Here is a 15,821-nt window from a genome sequence, read left to right on the forward strand (position 1 = left end):
CCCCGGCCTCCGGGCCGGAGCACCCCCACGGGGGTGCTCCGGCCCGGGCCCGTACGGTCGCCGCCGGTCAGCCGGTCGGTGCCGCGATGGTCAGCCGGCCCGCGAGCAGCGGCAGCAGGGTGTCCACCCGCACCGGACGGTCGGCCGCGATCCCCGGCGGCGCCGGAGCGAGCGGCACCAGGACGTCGTGCGGCAGCGGGGCCCCGGCGGCCGGATCCGCCGCCGGGTCCGAGTGCAGCCACAGGGTGAGCATGTACAGCTCCGGAATCGACAGCAGCCGGGGCTGATAGCTGCCGGGAAGCGTCTGGGCGCGCCGCACGGCCCGTTCGGTCGAGGCGATATAGGGCCCTTCACCGAAATGCGAGAAAGCCCAGCCGTCGGGGGTGAGCATGGTTTCCGCGGCTCCGACGGCACGGCCGCCGCTCTCCAGCAGAAAACGCCAGCCGGTCAGTTGGGAACGGGCCGCTCCGGCGGGGTCGAGGACCGGCAGCAGCCGGTGCACGGGCAGGGGAAGTGCGGGGCGCAGGGCTCCCCGATTCAGATACAGCGGGTGCTGGGAACTCACCGTGGAGGACTGGAGTGCCGCACTCAGGCTGCGCTCGGCGGCAGCGGGGGCGGGCGGGATGTTCAGGGGCATGTCGGGTCGCCTCTCGCTTCGGAGTAGGTCGCCTCTTCCAGGGGAGACATGGCGCTAGTGGATGTTATACGACGCATGTTCTCGTTTTGTTTCCGCTAGCCGACCGGAAAAGTTTCGGCAAGAGGTAATCAGGCCGCCCTGTGTGCGAACTATCCCTGTGGGATATGCCCATGTGTGGGCCGCGCCACTCACTGCCCGGTGTTATCACCCGATGGTCGTGGGCAGGATCGGTGCACCGACGGACGAGGAGGTGTGCCGCATGGGTGCGAAACTGGCGGCCGACCGGTTCGATCTTGCTGACCGGGAGCTTTTCCGGACCCGACTGCACGCGTGTGTGGAGAGCCTGCGCCGACTGCTCGCCGAGCGGCGCTTCGACGGACCCCGCGAGTCCATCGGCCTTGAGGTGGAACTCAGCCTCGCCGACCGCGACGGCGCCCCGCGCATGGTCAATGACGCGGTGCTGGCCAGAATGGCCACCCGGGACTTCCAGACCGAGCTGGGACAGTTCACCCTCGAATTCAATATGACGCCGCGCGCCCTGGCGGGCCGGGTGTTCGACGACCTTGCCGAGGAATTGCGAATCGCCTTCGGTTATGCCGACGCGGTGGCCGGGGAATTCGGTGCCAACATCGTGATGATTGGAGTTCTGCCGACCGTCACGGGAGACGAACTGGCTCCCACCAGCCTCTCCCAGGTCGACCGCTATATGCTGCTGAACGACCAGATACTGGCGGCACGCGGCGAAAGCATCAAAGTCGAACTTTCCGGCGCCGAAACCCTGGAGCGCTCCTTCGACTCCATTGCCCCGGAATCCATCTGCACCTCCGTCCAATTCCATCTCCAGGTCACCCAGGACCGCTTCGCCGACATCTGGAACGCCGCCCAGTGCGTCACCGCCGCCCAGATCGCGGTGGGCGCCAATTCCCCCTTCGTCTTCGGCACCCAGCTGTGGCAGGAGACCCGGCCGCCGTTCTTCCTCCAGGCCACCGACAGCCGTCCCCCGGAGCTGGCCGCGCAGGGCGTACGCCCGCGCACCTGGTTCGGCGAACGCTGGATCGACTCCGTCACCGATCTCTTCGAGGAGAACCTGCGCTACTTCCCCGCACTGCTGCCGCTGTGCGACGAGGAGGACCCGCTCGCCGTCCTGGCGGCCGGCGGCATCCCACGCCTGACCGAACTGGGCCTGCACAACGGCACCGTCTACCGCTGGAACCGCCCGGTCTACGCGGTGGCGGACGGCGTACCGCATCTGCGGGTGGAGAACCGGGTGCTGCCCACCGGCCCCACCGCCACCGACACCGTCGCCAACGCGGCCTTCTACTACGGACTGGTGCGCGCCCTCGCCGACCAGGAACGCCCGGTGTGGCAGCGGCTGCCCTTCGCCGCCGCCGAGGAGAACTTCCACACCGCCTGCCGGGACGGCATCGACGCCGAGCTGACCTGGCCCGACCCGGACGGCGAGGGACTGATCACCCGCCCCGCCCCGCGGCTCATCGAGGAGACCCTGCTGCCGCTGGCCGCCGCCGGCCTGGACGCGTACGGCATCCCCGCCGCCGACCGGGACCACTACCTGTCGGTCATCGCCGAACGATGCCGCCGCCGGATCACCGGAGCCGGCTGGCAGACTCGGATCTACCACCAGGAGGTGGCGAACGGAGCCGACCGCCGCACGGCCCTGTCCCGGCTCGTGACCCGCTACTGCGAACTGGCGCGCACCGACGCGCCGGTGCACAGCTGGCCGACCGGGATCTGACCGCGCCGCGCGCCCGCACCGCTGTGCCGCCCCGGACTGTCCGGCCCTGGTGCGACGGAGCGTTGGCGCGGCGAACGGAGCGAAGGTGCGGCTGTTGAACCCGGAGAACCCCCTGTGGGCGGGCGGCGGCGGGCGGGTACCGGCGCTGCCCGGGGAGAGCGACCGGCGGACCCTGGGCCGGGAACTGCTGCTGGTGCTCGCCCTGTCGCTCGGCGCCAGCGGCGTCGCCGCGCTGATCCGCTTCATCGGGGCCCTCACCCGCCCCGGCGGTCTCGCCGACCAGGCCGCCACCCTCAACGGCTCGCGGGCCCCGGGCCGCCCCTGGCTCGACCTGGTCTGGCAGGTGTTCGCGATCAGCACCGCCCTGGTGCCGGTGCTGCTCGTCGCCCATCTGCTGCTGCGCGAACCGGGCCCGGGCGGCGCCGGGCTGCGGGTCATCGGCTTCGACCTGCGCCGGCCACGCTTCGACCTGGCCTGGGGCGCCGTCGTCGCGGCCGGCATCGGCGGCAGCGGCATCCTGCTCTACCTCGGCGCGCACGCGGCCGGCGCCAACCTCACCGTGGTGCCCGAGTCACTGCCGTCGGTGTGGTGGAAGTTCCCGGTGCTGATCGCCGCCGCGCTCCAGAACTCCATCCTGGAGGAGGTGATCGTCGTCGGCTATCTGCTGCGCCGCCTGGACCAGCTGGGCTGGAGCGCGCCCGCCGCGCTGCTCACCTCCGCCCTGCTGCGCGGCTCGTACCACCTCTACCAGGGCATCGGCGGCTTCCTCGGCAATGTGGCGATGGGCGTCATCTTCGTGTGGCTGTACCGGCGATGGGGGCGGGTGATGCCGCTGGTGGTGGCGCACGCCCTGATCGACATCGTGGCCTTCGTGGGGTACGCGCTGCTGGCCGGTCACGTGGGCTGGCTGCCCACCGCCTGATCGGGGCCGGCCAGCAACTCCCCGTCGATGACGGTCACGGCGGTGCCGGTCAGCAGCGTACGGTCGCCGGCCACCTCGACCCGTACGGTGCCACCCCGGGCGGAGAGCTGCCGGCCGGTCAGCCGCGTACGGCCGGTGCGGCGCGCCCAGAACGGGCCGAGCGCGGTGTGCGCGCTGCCGGTCACCGGGTCCTCCGGGATGCCGACGGCGGGGAAGAAGCCCCGGGAGACGAAGTCATGGCCGGCGGTGGCCGGGTCGGCGGCGGGCGCGGTGACGATGAGCCGGTCGCGGGGGTCCAGGCGCGGGGTGAGCGCGGCGACGGTCGCCTCGTCCGCCAGCTCCACCAGCAGATCACCCAGCCCGGGCCCGGTGTCGTGCACCGACAGCGGCTCGGCCCCCAGCCGGTCGGCAAGGCCGGGCGGCGTGGCGACCGGGGTGAGCGGGGCGGTCGGGAAGTCCAGCGTGATGGAGCCGGCCGCGTCCTGCGCGGTGGTGAGCACCCCCGAGCGGGTGGCGAACCGCAGCGGGCCGGCGCCGCCACCCGCGCCGTACAGCACATGCGCGGTGGCCAGGGTGGCGTGGCCGCACAGGTTGACCTCTGCGGACGGGGTCAGCCAGCGCAGCTCGTAGTCGGCGTCCGGCCGGCCGGGGGTGGGCACCGCGAAGGCCGTCTCGGACAGATTGACCTCGGCGGCCACCCGGCGCAGCCACTCCTCGGCCGGCCAGGATTCGAGCAGGACCACCCCGGCCGGGTTGCCGGCGAAGGGGCGGTCGGTGAACGCGTCGACGATGCGGATCCTCATGGCACCGCACGGTAGGCGGGGCCCGCCGAGGCGGGCCATGGCCAATCAGACGGCGGTGGACCGGGGGCCGGCCAGATAGCCGGGGAGGGGGATACCGGCGGCCAGATCGGCGGCGGGGACCGGCGTGCCGCGCCGGACACCGACCGGCACCAGCCCGCTCCAATGGGGGAGCGCCAGGTCTTCGGGATCGTCGTTGGGGCCGCCGGTACGCGCCTTGGCGGACACCTCGGTCAGCTCGATGGCCAGCACGGCGGTGGCGGCGGTCTCCTTGCGGTCGGCCGGGCGGCAGTCGGCGGACCGGCCGGGGATGGCCTGGTCGACGATCGCGTTCAGGGCGGTGGCCTTCTCCTGCGGGTCGGTCACCGGGCGGGCCGTGCCGTGCACCACTACCGAGCGGTAGTTGACGGAGTGGTGGAAGGCGGAGCGGGCCAGCACCAGGGCATCGACATGGGTGACGGTCAGACAGACCGGCAGGCCCTCGGGGGCGCCGGACGCGGTGCGCAGCGGGTAGGAGCCGGTGGAGCCGTGGACGTACAGTCGTTCGCCGATCCGGGCGTAGAGCGTGGGGAGCACGACGGGAGCGCCGTCGCGGACGAAGCCCAGATGGCACAGACAGCCGTCGTCGAGGATGCCGTGCACCAGCTCGCGGTCCCAGGAGGCGCGGTCGGCGGACCGGGTCGGGGTGGTGCGCGCGGTGCGCGGATAGCTGTCGTCGGCCGGCATGGGCGTCTCCTTGCGTCCGGTTATGCATTAGTGCATAATGTTGTTTGTGCTAGGAGATTATCGCATCACGGGTCGGGGTGCCGCCGATATCGCCGCCAGCGTGGAAGCCGGCATCGGCTCCGGAGCCCTGCCCCCCGGCCAACTCCTCCCACCCCAGCGGGAACTGGCCGCCACCCTCGCCGTCAACCCCAACACCGTCGCCGCCGCCTACCGCGTCCTGCGTGAACGCGGACTCATCGAGACCGCCGGCCGGCGCGGCAGCCGGGTACGCCACCGCCCCGACCCCGGCGCCCACCGCGAGGACACCATCCGCGTCGAAGTACCGCCCGGCGCCCGCGACATCTCCGACGGCAACCCCGACCCCGCGCTGCTGCCCCCGCTGGGCCCGGTCCTGGCCGCAGCCGCCGCCCGCTTCGCCGATACCCCGCCGCTGTACGGCACCCCGCCGGTCAGCGAACGGCTGGCCACCGCCGCCCGTACCGCACTCACCGCCGACCGGGTGCCCGCCGGCCCGCTCACCATCACCTCCGGCTCCCTGGACGCCATCGAACGCGTCCTGGCAGCCCATCTGCGCCCCGGCGACACCGTCGCCGTCGAGGACCCGGGCTGGGGCAGCCTGCTCGACCTCGTTCCGGCGCTCGGACTGCGCCCGGTACCGATGGCGGTCGACGACGAGGGGCCGCTGCCCGGCGACGCGGAACGCGCCCTGGCCGGCGGCGCCCGCGCCATGGTGGTCACCGCCCGGGCCCAGAACCCCACCGGAGCCGCCATCACCGCGGGGCGCGCCGCCACCCTGCGTGCCCTGCTGGCCGACCGTCCGGGCACCCTGCTCATCGAGGACGACCACGGCCACCACATCGTGGATCTGCCGCTGCACACCCTGGCCGGGACCACCCGGCACTGGGCGTTCGTGCGTTCCGCCGCCAAGGCGTACGGCCCCGACCTGCGGGTCGCCGTGCTCACCGGCGACGAACTGACCGTCGAACGGGTCGCCGGCCGGCACCGGCTCGGCCCGGGCTGGGTCAGTCAGCTGCTCCAGGAGACCGTCGCCGAGATCTGGCACAGCGGGGCGGTGGACCCGGCAGCGGTCGCCGCCGCGTACGGGGGCCGGCGGAACGCGCTGCGCGCCGCGCTCGCCGACCGGGGCATCCCCGCGCACGGCCGCAGCGGCATGAACCTGTGGGTGCCGGTCCCCGAGGAGACCGGCGTGGTCTCCCGGCTGCTGACCGCCGGCTGGGGTGTGGGCCCCGGCGCCCGCTTCCGGCTGTCCTCCCCACCCGGCATCCGGCTCACCGTCTCCACCCTCACCCCGGCCGACATCACCCCCCTCGCCGACGCGGTGGCCACCGCCCTCACCCCCGCCGCGGCCCGCAGATACGACTAGGCCGTCTCTTTTGGATCTTCGTGGACCAGGCCGCGTCCTCGGATGCGGTGCATCGCAAGGCGCCGGGAACTGCCCGAAGGCCCATGGGCCATGAGCACCGTGACGACGACTAATCCCTGACTTTGAGGAAGCGCATCCGGGTGGCGCCATTGCTGTCGGTGCCGCCGGCCTCGGCGTTGGTGATCTTGCCGCCGGTGAGGACGAACATCAGGTGCAGGCGCACCGTCCGGGGGCCGGAGGTGACCGTGTACTCGGTCATGATGTGGGTGGTTCCGCCTTGCTGCTCCTGCCCCACCGCGTTGATCGCGGCGAGCTGGGTGAAGCTCGTCAGGAGGGTGTCCGTGGTCTCGTCCCTGAGCCAGCCGATGATGTAGCCGCTGCCGCCGATGGCGGTACCGAGCGCGTAGCGCACATCACTGTCGATGTGGTACACCCCGGCTTCCGGCAGCACGATGTCGGATTCCGGGATCGGCACGTCGGCACCGGCCCCGGCCAGGAGGTTGGCGTGCTGCCGCTCGGTGTTGAGGAACCCGCTCACCGGCGTGAGACGGGCGCCGATCTGCCACCTTTCGGGGCAGCCGGGCGACCCGGTGACATCGATGTCCACCGACCGTTCGGCGCCGACGTTGCCGCCGGGGGCGATACCCGTCACGTCGATGCGCGGCACGAGCAGCCCACCGGTCGTGTTCCGCGCGGCATTGCACGGCGACGGGTCCAGGGCAGGCGTGTCGGGCGCGTACAGACAGCCGTCGGTGCCCCGGGTGAGGGCGTTGCCCCGGTCGGTGGAGAGGCACGGCGGGCGGGCGGTGCCGCAGCCGTCCTGGCAGGAGGCGACCGGGACGACCGGCGGGACCGGGGCGTAGGGAGTCGAGCCGTCGAGGGTGTCGCTCGTGCAGGTGACCGCGCCGTCGCAGTTGCGGCAGGTGGTCCGCAGGAACGTCGTGCCGCAGCCCGGTGCGGACGCCTGGACAGTGAGGACGAAGCTGTCGACGGTCCACTGCTTGGGGCCGACTCGGCAGCCGTCGTCGTTGCCCGTTTCCAGGTTGAGTTCGACGACGATCCTTCCCGCGAGGACGTCCGCGAGGGGCACGGTGGTGGGTGGGATGACGCCGTGGTCCTCGCCGCCGGCCGGCAGATCGGGTGGGCCCAGGAGATCGGTGTGGATCGGGGTCGTGCCGTTCCACAGGGCGAAGCGGCCGTAGAGCTGACAGGCCGTGCTCCTGCCGTCGTTGCGGACATGGACGGAGGCGCTGATCGTGACACCGGTGGGATCGCCGCGCAGTGACGCGGGGTCGATGTGCACGACGCCGGCGAGCCAGGTGTGCTGGCCGTTGTGCGTTCCGTCGTCGGCCGGGAACGTACCCGTCCCGCTGCTCAGGATGGTCTGGGCGACGACCGGGTCGAGCGCGGCATGGGTGTTGGCGATGGTGTAGTACGGCGTCGGGTCGGTGCTGCGCGCGGTCGCCGCGACCCGGTACGGCGCGGAGTCGCGCAGCGGGGTCGTCTCGCAGCGCTCGCCCGGCTTGGAGCCGGGACAGGCAGCGGGGGGACAGGCCGGCTTGGCGGGCCGGCAGTCGCCGATGGTGATGGGGGACTGCCCGCAGCCGCATCCACTCATGGGTCAACTCCTTTGGTGAGGCGGGGTGGTGGCAGTGAAGAGGTGTACCGTGCCGCTTCGGCGCGATGGGGGCGCAAAGGGTGGTGCGCCCGCTTCGTCGTCCGCAACGGAGAAAGTTGGGCCGGGCAGGCGTGTTGAGGGAAGTCCGCGGGCCTGAAGCCGGCCGCGCGGCCGGGGAGCGGAGGGAAGACCGTAGGGCGGGCGGCTCGCCGGGCCGTGGCCGGTCAGGTCCGTGGAGTGGAATCGGAAGCGGCCATGCCGGCCTCTCTTCGCGATGCTGCTACGAGCCCTGGGGCAAACCGTGTTGGGCGCTCGGACGCAGGAATACCCGAAGCGCGGTCACTTGGCCTCTTCGTTGCCGCCCCTACTGTACTATCCAGTGATCTGTCAGGCATTACCCCGTTAGAGTGGCTGATGTCTCCGTCAAGGTGGCAGAGCGCTCACTTGTCACCGGAGCATGTCCCCGAGGCCGGCCCCGATGACCGTCCGCACGACCGGTGGGTGGCCCCAGAGGGTGAGGAGCCGATCCGCGATGTCCATGATCGGCAGCGGATTCCCATCGCCGTACGGTGGGATGCTCGCCGCCAACAGGCCGCGCGGGACGGCTCCCGCGTCGAGGAGCACGCGCCACTCCCGCGAGCCGAGTCGCAGGAACTCCAGCCCGGTCAGCCCGGCGATCTCCAGGGGATCGGCGAGCGTGCCGCCGGACGCGATGAGCGTCCGCAGCCGGGGCAACCCGATGACAGGGGCGAGGCTGAGCGGCGCGTCCTTCCGGCCGCCGATGTCGAGCACCTCCAGTTCCGGGTGGGCGGCGGCCTCGATGCTGGGGAGGTGGTGCCCGCCGACCCGGGCCACGACCGGTGATTGCTCCGCGTGACGGCGGTGGCGTCGCTTCTGCTGACGGCCGGTCAGGACCAGGTCGGTGAGGGAATCGGCGATCAGGTCCGCGCCGATGCTCTCTTCGTGGCTGAATGCTGATCACCTGTCCGGTGTGTCCGCCGGGGCCGGGGGTCAGGTCGATCGCTGTCGCGTCACCGCCACCGTTGTCGCCGAAGACGATCCAGCCGGGCGAGCCGACCACCCCCTGCACCGTAGGCCGCCCTGAGCTGTTGGGCAGGGCGATCCCGAGCCGGGCTTCCGCCGCGGCGATCTCCGCGGCGGTGGCGCCGATGGCATCGGGGAGCCGCTGCCGCAGCGTCCGCTCCAGCAGCGCCGCGTCCGCCGACGGCGCCGGAGCCGGCCCGTGCACCGGTTCGGGGAGCCGGCGCCAGGGCTCCGGGACGGAGTTCGCCACCAGCACCAGCGAATGGCCGTTGCGATCCAGGCCGGCACGGACAGCGGGGGCCGGCCGGAGCAGGTGGAGCAGGTGCTGTTCGGCCGGGCGAGACCTCCAGGACGAACACCACGCTGTCGATGCCGTCCTGGGCGAGCGCGCCACGGATTCGGGTGACCGTGTCGAACTCGCCCCGGCCGTGCCCGGCCCGGGCGGCACCGTCCGGTGGCGGGCGGTGAGAATCCAGGGACGGATTCCATGATCCCCGGCTGATGTGTCCTGCCACCCGGCCACCGGGGGCGGCCAGCCGTTCCGGATGGGCAGCTCGCAGCAGCCGTATCAGGGGCTCCCAGGTGGTGACGTCATGCATCGAGGACGACGGATGCCTCCGGTCGGGCGGTGAACGTGACACGGAGATCATCGCGGAGGGCAGTGACATCCCGGCCCCGTCCGGTGGTTGCCGGGAGTGGGGGTCAACGGATGGGCAGGCGGAGGAAGGTGATGGAGTGGGGTGGGAAGGTGTACGTGAAGCGGTTGGTGACGTTCCGGAATATCGACCGCTGGGGGGCGATGGGTTGGGCGGTCTCGGTGTGGACGGTGTCCGGGTCGCCCTGGAGGGTGGTGACCTGGGCGGTGCCGCCGGCCCGGGCGCCGTCTCCCAGGTCGATCTCGGTGATCGCCGCGGCCGGCTGGGCGTTGACGACCTTGATGATCAGTTCGCCGGTCTCGTGGTCCCGGGTGACGACCTGCCGGAACGGTTCGGTCGTGGGCTCCGTGAAGCCGCCCCACCGCCGGCCGTCGAGGAACAGGGTGACCTGCCGGCCGCGGATCTCGACGCGGATGTCGTACGTGCGGCCGGTCTCGACGCTGGGCCCGGCGTCGATCACCTGGCTGCGGGCGCCGCCCACGGCCTGCTCGACGGCCGATCTGGTGTTGTTCCAGCCACCCAGGTTCCACCAGTAGTAGCGGCCGGGGTCCTGGACACCGAAGCCGATGAGGAAGCCCTCGCTGCCCGCGCGTTTGGTCGCGGTCACCTCCAGGTCGTAGTTCTCCCAGCCGGGGTGGCCGGCGGTGATCAGGTTCTCGGTGGACGAGATGTCGGACTGGACGAGGGCGCCGTCGACCACGGCCCAGTCGCCGGACGGGCCGGTACGGGTCCATTGGCCGTCTCCGGCGGAGAAGTCGTCCGCCAGCAGGATCTCGCCGTCGGCCGAGGTCACGGTCACGTCGTGGTAGGCGACCGAGGTGTTCCAGGTGGCCAGGCCGACGCCGCCGCGCAGCGGTGCCTCGGTGCCGGGCGTCGGGGTGGCCGCGCTGGGTACCACCTGGTCGCCGGTGTGGGTCGCGAACAGCTTCTGCACCTCGTAGCTCGGTGATCCCCAGCTGGTCCGGTTGTTGAACCAGATCAGATCGGGGCGCCACTGGGTGCCGCCGGTGTGGGCCAGCAGCGGCGCGTAGGCCGCCATCCGGACGAGGTCGGCGTTGCGTTCCAGCCCCGTCATGTAGGCGGCCTCGGCGAGCGCGTTGGCGTAGCGGTTGTCACGGGAGGCGTACTCGCCGAGGAAGACATCGGGACCTGCGCGGTCGTAGGAGTCGTAGCGTTCGTTGTTGCTCAGGAACCAGTGCGGGGACTGGTAGTAGTGCTCGTCGACGAGTTCGACGCCCGCCCCGCGGTTCAGCTCCCAGGCCCGGTCGAAGGTGGGACCGCTGTCGGAGGGGCCCGAGTTGCCCACCACGGTGATGCCGGGATGGGCGGCCTCGATGGCGTCCCGGAACCGGGTGAAGCGCTCGAAGAACGCGTCGGGCAGATTCTCCTCGTTGCCGACCTGGACATGGGTGAGCCCGAACGGTTCGGGATGGCCCATCGAGGCGCGGACCGCGCCCCAGGGGGAGGTGGCGGGGCCGTTGGCGAACTCGATCAGGTCCAGGGTGTCCTGGATGTGCCGGGCCAGCAGTACGGGATCGTCGGTGACCCGGTTCTCCCCGCAGCCGGTGACCAGGGCCGGCACCACCGGCAGCGGCATGGCGCCGATGTCCTCGGCGAACTGGAAGTACTCGAAGTAGCCCAGGCCATAGCTCTGGTTGTAGCCCCAGAAGTTGTGGTTGACCGCCCGTTCCTCGACCGGGCCGACCGTCTCCTTCCACTGGTAGGAGCGTTCCCGGGGCCAGTCGGGCGCCGCGTACGCCTGGTGGGTTCCGGTGTTGACCAGGCAGCCGCCGGGGAAGCGCAGGAACCCCGGCCGCAGTTCGGCGATCCGCTCGGCCAGGTCCCGGCGCAGGCCGTTCTCCCGCCCCAGGAAGGTGTCCCGCGGGAAGAGCGACACCATGTCGAGCCGTACGGTGCCGGCGCCGGCCGCCGTCACCGCGAGCCGGCCGTCGGCCGCCGAGCCGGTGGCGGTGAGGGTGCCGGTGTACTTGGCCCACTCGTCGCCCTGTACGGAGAGGGTGAGCGCTTCGGCGAGCGGCCGGCCGTCCGCGGCGGCCAGGGCCACGGTCAGCGCGGTGCCGCCGGGCCGGTCGCTGCGGGCCCACACCGAGAAGTCGTAGGCGTCGCCCGAACTGATCTGCATGCCGGTGAAGAAGCCGTTGTTGCGGACGCCGAAGCCCGCTCCCGCGCTGCCGTCGCCGTCACCGTTGAGGTCAAGGCGCAGATACTGCCGGTTGGTCTCGTTGAGCCGCAGCGCGTCGTCGGCCACCTCGGCGGTGCCGGTGGCGCCGCCGAGGGAGGTCACGGACCAGGCGGTGAGCGGGTGGTAGGAGGAGTGGTCGGCCGGGCCGAACTCGAAGGAGCGGTTGCGCACCAGCTCCGCGTAGAGGCCGCCGTCCGCGGCGAAGTTGATGTCCTCCAGGAAGATGCCGTACATCGAGTCGGAGATGTCCGGGCCGTCGGCGGCGGTGTCCACGGTGATGCGGTAGTCGGGGGTGGGCGCGGCGGCGGCCCCGCCCACGGCGGGTGGCACGACCAGGGCCGTCACCGCGAGGAGGCCGGCCAGGGTGATCCGGCGGCGTGGCGGGTGAGATCTGCGGCTCATGCGTACTCCTTGGTCAGCGGGTGCCGAAGGTGTGCACGGTGCTGGAGCGGTAGGTCTCACCGGGGCGCAGCACGGTGCTGGGGAAGTCCGGCTGGTTGGGGGAGTCGGGGTAGTGCTGGGTCTCCAGGCACAGGCCCTCGCTCTGCCGGTAGAAGCGGTCGGTGCTGCCGCTGAGGGTGCCGTCGAGGAAGTTCCCGCTGTAGAACTGCACGCCGGGCTCGGTGGTTAGGACGGACATCGCGCGGCCGGAGGCGGGGTCGTGCAGGGTGGCCGCGTGGCCCGGGCGGGCGGTGATCCCCTTGTCGAGCACGAAGTTGTGGTCGTAGCCCTGCCCGTACCGCAGTTGCGGATGGGCGCGGCGGATGTCCTGGCCGATCGGTTTGCGGTTCCGGAAGTCGAAGGGGGTTCCGGCGACGCGGGCCAGTTGTCCGGTGGGGATCAGTGTGGTGTTGACGGGGGTGTAGCGGGACGCGGCGATCTCCAGTCGGTGGTCGAGGATGCTGCCGGTACCCTCGCCGCTGAGGTTGAAGTAGGTGTGGTTGGTGAGGTTGACCACGGTGGGAGCGTCGGTGGTGGCGCGGTAGTCGATGCGGAAGTCGCCGTGGTCGGTGAGGGTGTAGGTGACGGTCACATCGAGCGTGCCGGGGTAGCCCATCTCGCCGTCCGGGCTGACGCGGCGCAGGGTGAGGGTGGCCGGGCCGTCGGCGGTGATGTCCCAGACGCGTTTGTCGAAGCCGGCGTCACCACCGTGCAGGCTGTTGGGGCCGTCATTGCGGGGGAGTTGGTAGCGCTGCCCGTCGAGGGTGAAGCGGCCCTCGGCGATCCGGTTGCCGTAGCGCCCGATCAGCGCGCCGAAGTAGGTGGTGGCGGTCAGATACGGCTCCAGGGTGGCGAAGCCGAGGGAGATGTTGGTGCCGCGCCCGTGCCGGTCGGGCACGTCGAGGGTCTGCACGATGCCGCCGTAGCTGAGCACGGCGAGCCGGGTCCCGCCGCGGGCGAGGGTCCAGCGGTCTATCCGGGTGCCGTCGGGCAGCCGGCCGAAGTCCTCCCGGCGGGGGACGCCGTCACCCGGGCGGCCCCGGTCGGTGGCCCGGGCGGTGCCGGCCCCGGCGACTCCGGTGGCGGCGGCGATCCCGGCCGCGGCCGAGGTCAGAACGGTGCGTCTGTCGGGACTCATGGTGGATGCGGCTCCTTGAGGGGAGATGAGGCGTCGGGTGGAAGGGCGCGCACATCGCCGCGAACTCGGGAGCGGCTGTCACGCCGTAACTGTCCAGTATCCCGAACGTAGTTCGAAATCCGGGGCGAACGTAGTGACGTGACGATGTCCCGTCAAGAGGGTGGGCTTCGGCGGCGGCCTCGCGGACCCACGCCGTCCGCAGGGCAGGGGGTCAGCCCCATCACCCCTGTGGGCGCGGCCGATCCGCCGCCGGGCGAACGCCCCGGCGGTGTCGACGCCGCAACGGACGCGCAGCACCGCCGTCGCCCCGGGCCGCCGGACCGGGAGGCACCGTCGGACCACCGTTGATCAAAGCGGCCGGCCGGCCGATAACCTGGGGGAATGCTGCGCGAAACGTTCGCAACCCGCTATGTGACCCCTTTGCGGGAGGGGGGATCGCTGCCCGGGATCGTCGAGGCCGACGACCTGGGCACCTATGTCATGAAGTTCACCGGTGCCGGGCAGGGCCGCAAGACCCTGGTCGCCGAAGTGATCTGCGGCGAACTGGCCCGCCGGCTGGGGCTGCGGGTCCCCGAACTGGTGCGAATGGAGCTGGATCCGGTGATCGGCCGCTCCGAGCCCGACCAGGAGGTGCAGGAACTGCTCAAGGCCAGCGGCGGACTCAACCTCGGTATGGACTTCCTGCCCGGCTCCCTCGGCTTCGACCCGCTCGCCTACCAGGTCGACCCGGCCGAGGCCGGCCGGGTGGTGTGGTTCGACGCCCTCACCGGCAATGTCGACCGCTCCTGGCGCAACCCCAATCTGCTGGTGTGGCACGGCGATCTGTGGCTCATCGACCACGGCGCCGCCCTGATCTGGCACCACAACTGGCCCACCGCCGCGAAATGGGCCGAGCGCCCCTACGACGCCTCCGACCACGCCCTGGCACCCTTCGGCCCCCGGATCGCGCAGGCCGCCGCCGCGCTCGCCCCCAAGGTCACCGCCGCACTGCTGGCCGAGGTCACCGCCCTCGTCCCCGACGAATGGCTCGCCGACGAGCCCGGCTTCGACACCCCCGACGCGGTGCGCGCCGCCTACGCCGGGGTACTGGCGGCCCGGGCCCGTACCATCCATGAGCACCTCACCGTGGGACCGCCCACCGCCGACGAGCCCTCCCGGGCTCCCGGCTGGCTGACCGGCGGCCTGCCCCTCACCACGCAGTCCACCGCGACCGCCCGGACCACCCAGGACGATGCCCGATGAGCAACCCCCCGGCGCGGCGGCGCGAGGTCTTCGAGTACGCGCTGCTGCGGGTCGTTCCCCGGGTGGAGCGCGGCGAGTGCGTCAACGCGGGCGTGCTGCTGTACTCCAAGGCCCACTCCTTCCTGGCCGCCCGCACCCACCTGGACGCGGACCGGCTGCGCGTCCTGGACCCGGACGTGGATCTGCCCGGGGTACGGGCGGCGCTGCGGGCCGCCGAGCGGGTCTGCGACGGCGGCAGCACCGCCGGGCAGGCGGCCGGGGACGATCCCGGCCGGCGATTCCGCTGGCTGGTCGCCCCGCGCAGCACCGTCGTCCAGCCCGGACCCGTACACACCGGGCTGACCGCCGATCCGGCGGCCGAACTGGACCGGCTGCTCACGGTGCTGGTGCGCTGACCGGCGGCGCCGTTGACACCGGGTCGACGTGCTCCTAGCGTCGCCTCGGCCACCACTCGACGGCGAGGAGAGACAGCATGTCCAGCACTGAGCAGCGGGTCGCGATCGTCACCGGAGCGGCCCGGGGCATCGGCGCAGCCACCGCGCTGCGGCTGGCCGCCCAGGGCCGCGCCGTGGGCGTACTGGACCTCGACCCCGAAGCCTGCCGGGAGACGGTGGAGAAGATCACCGCCGGTGGCGGCAGCGCGCTCGCGGTGGGCTGCGACGTCTCCGACGGCGACCAGGTCCGCGCCGCCGTGGACCGGGTCGCCACCGAACTCGGGCCGCCCGTCGTCCTGGTCAACAACGCCGGGGTGCTGCGGGACAATCTGCTGTTCAAGATGGACGAGAGCGACTGGGACACCGTGCTGGGCGTCCATCTGCGCGGCGCCTTCCTGATGTCCCGCGCCTGTCAGACCCACATGGTGGCGGCGGGCTTCGGCCGGATCGTCAGCCTCTCCTCGTCCTCCGCGCTCGGCAACCGCGGGCAGGCCAACTACGCCGCCGCCAAGGCCGGACTCCAGGGCTTCACCAAGACCCTCGCCAAGGAACTGGGCAAGTTCGGCATCACCGCCAACGCGGTGGCGCCCGGCTTCATCGTCACCGACATGACGGCCGCCACCGCCGCCCGGGTCGGCGTCGGCTTCGAGGACTTCCAGGAGGCGGCGGCCGGGAAGACGGCGGTGGGCCGGGTCGGCGTCCCCGAGGACGTGGCCCGCGCGATCGCCTTCTTCACCGGCGACGACGCCGGATTCGTCTCCGGCCAGGTGCTGTACGTGGCGGGCGGGCCGCTGAACTGACACGGTGCGGGCGGCGGTTGTCA

At 72.2% G+C, this 15,821-nt stretch carries 12 protein-coding genes and 1 pseudogene; 6 read left to right on the plus strand and 7 right to left on the minus strand.

What is annotated here, in order from left to right; all coding sequences use genetic code 11:
• Positions 1–67: 67 nt before the first annotated feature.
• Positions 68–637 (minus strand): hypothetical protein, encoded by a 570-nt coding sequence (locus AC5WRL_RS02330; protein WP_496086523.1) that lies wholly within the window; start codon positions 635–637, stop codon positions 68–70.
• A gap of 259 nt (positions 638–896) precedes the next feature.
• Between AC5WRL_RS02330 and AC5WRL_RS02335 the strand changes: the two genes are divergently transcribed.
• Positions 897–2,390, plus strand: coding sequence for a glutamate-cysteine ligase family protein (locus AC5WRL_RS02335; RefSeq protein ID WP_496086524.1), 1,494 nt, complete (start codon positions 897–899; stop codon positions 2,388–2,390).
• A 112-nt stretch (positions 2,391–2,502) separates the two neighbouring features.
• The gene (locus AC5WRL_RS02340) at positions 2,503–3,312 is read left to right on the plus strand and encodes a CPBP family intramembrane glutamic endopeptidase (protein WP_496086796.1); all 810 of its coding nucleotides are present in this window, start codon (positions 2,503–2,505) and stop codon (positions 3,310–3,312) included.
• Here the strand turns inward: AC5WRL_RS02340 and AC5WRL_RS02345 are convergent.
• Positions 3,285–4,115, minus strand: a complete 831-nt coding sequence (locus tag AC5WRL_RS02345; protein WP_496086525.1) for a PhzF family phenazine biosynthesis protein — start codon at positions 4,113–4,115, stop codon at positions 3,285–3,287. The two genes, AC5WRL_RS02340 and AC5WRL_RS02345, sit on opposite strands and share 28 nt — an antisense overlap.
• A 45-nt stretch (positions 4,116–4,160) precedes the next feature.
• Positions 4,161–4,838: a pyridoxamine 5'-phosphate oxidase family protein gene (locus AC5WRL_RS02350; protein WP_496086526.1), complete on the minus strand. Its 678-nt coding sequence runs from the start codon at positions 4,836–4,838 to the stop codon at positions 4,161–4,163.
• 46 nt (positions 4,839–4,884) lie between these two features.
• Here AC5WRL_RS02350 and AC5WRL_RS02355 point away from each other — a divergent pair, with 46 nt between their 5' ends.
• A complete protein-coding gene (locus AC5WRL_RS02355; protein WP_496086527.1) occupies positions 4,885–6,222 on the plus strand; it encodes an aminotransferase class I/II-fold pyridoxal phosphate-dependent enzyme in 1,338 nt (445 codons plus the stop codon).
• A gap of 109 nt (positions 6,223–6,331) precedes the next feature.
• Here AC5WRL_RS02355 and AC5WRL_RS02360 read toward each other — a convergent pair whose 3' ends face one another.
• From AC5WRL_RS02360 to AC5WRL_RS02375, 4 genes and pseudogenes are all read right to left on the minus strand, one after another.
• On the minus strand, positions 6,332–7,840 hold the full coding sequence (locus AC5WRL_RS02360; protein WP_496086528.1) for a hypothetical protein: 1,509 nt from the start codon (positions 7,838–7,840) through the stop codon (positions 6,332–6,334).
• Positions 7,841–8,287: 447 nt separating this feature from the next.
• Positions 8,288–9,534, minus strand: a pseudogene (locus tag AC5WRL_RS02365) (SMI1/KNR4 family protein).
• A 52-nt stretch (positions 9,535–9,586) separates the two neighbouring features.
• Positions 9,587–12,145 carry an alpha-L-arabinofuranosidase family protein gene (locus tag AC5WRL_RS02370; protein WP_496086529.1) on the minus strand — a complete coding sequence of 853 codons (2,559 nt, stop codon included), beginning with the start codon at positions 12,143–12,145 and terminating at the stop codon, positions 9,587–9,589.
• Between the two features lie 13 nt (positions 12,146–12,158).
• On the minus strand, positions 12,159–13,322 hold the full coding sequence (locus tag AC5WRL_RS02375; RefSeq protein ID WP_496086530.1) for an aldose epimerase family protein: 1,164 nt from the start codon (positions 13,320–13,322) through the stop codon (positions 12,159–12,161).
• Between the two features lie 381 nt (positions 13,323–13,703).
• On the opposite strand from AC5WRL_RS02375, the gene AC5WRL_RS02380 reads away from it, so the two are divergent.
• The 3 genes from AC5WRL_RS02380 (at position 13,704) to AC5WRL_RS02390 (ending at position 15,798) form a co-directional block, all read left to right on the plus strand.
• Positions 13,704–14,564, plus strand: coding sequence for a HipA family kinase (locus AC5WRL_RS02380; protein ID WP_496086531.1), 861 nt, complete (start codon positions 13,704–13,706; stop codon positions 14,562–14,564).
• A complete protein-coding gene (locus tag AC5WRL_RS02385) occupies positions 14,561–14,959 on the plus strand; it encodes a DUF3037 domain-containing protein (protein WP_496086532.1) in 399 nt (132 codons plus the stop codon). Before AC5WRL_RS02380 ends, AC5WRL_RS02385 begins: the two co-directional genes overlap by 4 nt.
• A 77-nt stretch (positions 14,960–15,036) precedes the next feature.
• Entirely contained in the window at positions 15,037–15,798 is a 762-nt protein-coding gene (locus tag AC5WRL_RS02390) for an SDR family oxidoreductase (RefSeq protein WP_496086533.1), read from the plus strand.
• Positions 15,799–15,821 lie beyond the last annotated feature (23 nt).

Source organism: Streptomyces sp. NTD107, from assembly GCF_059510435.1.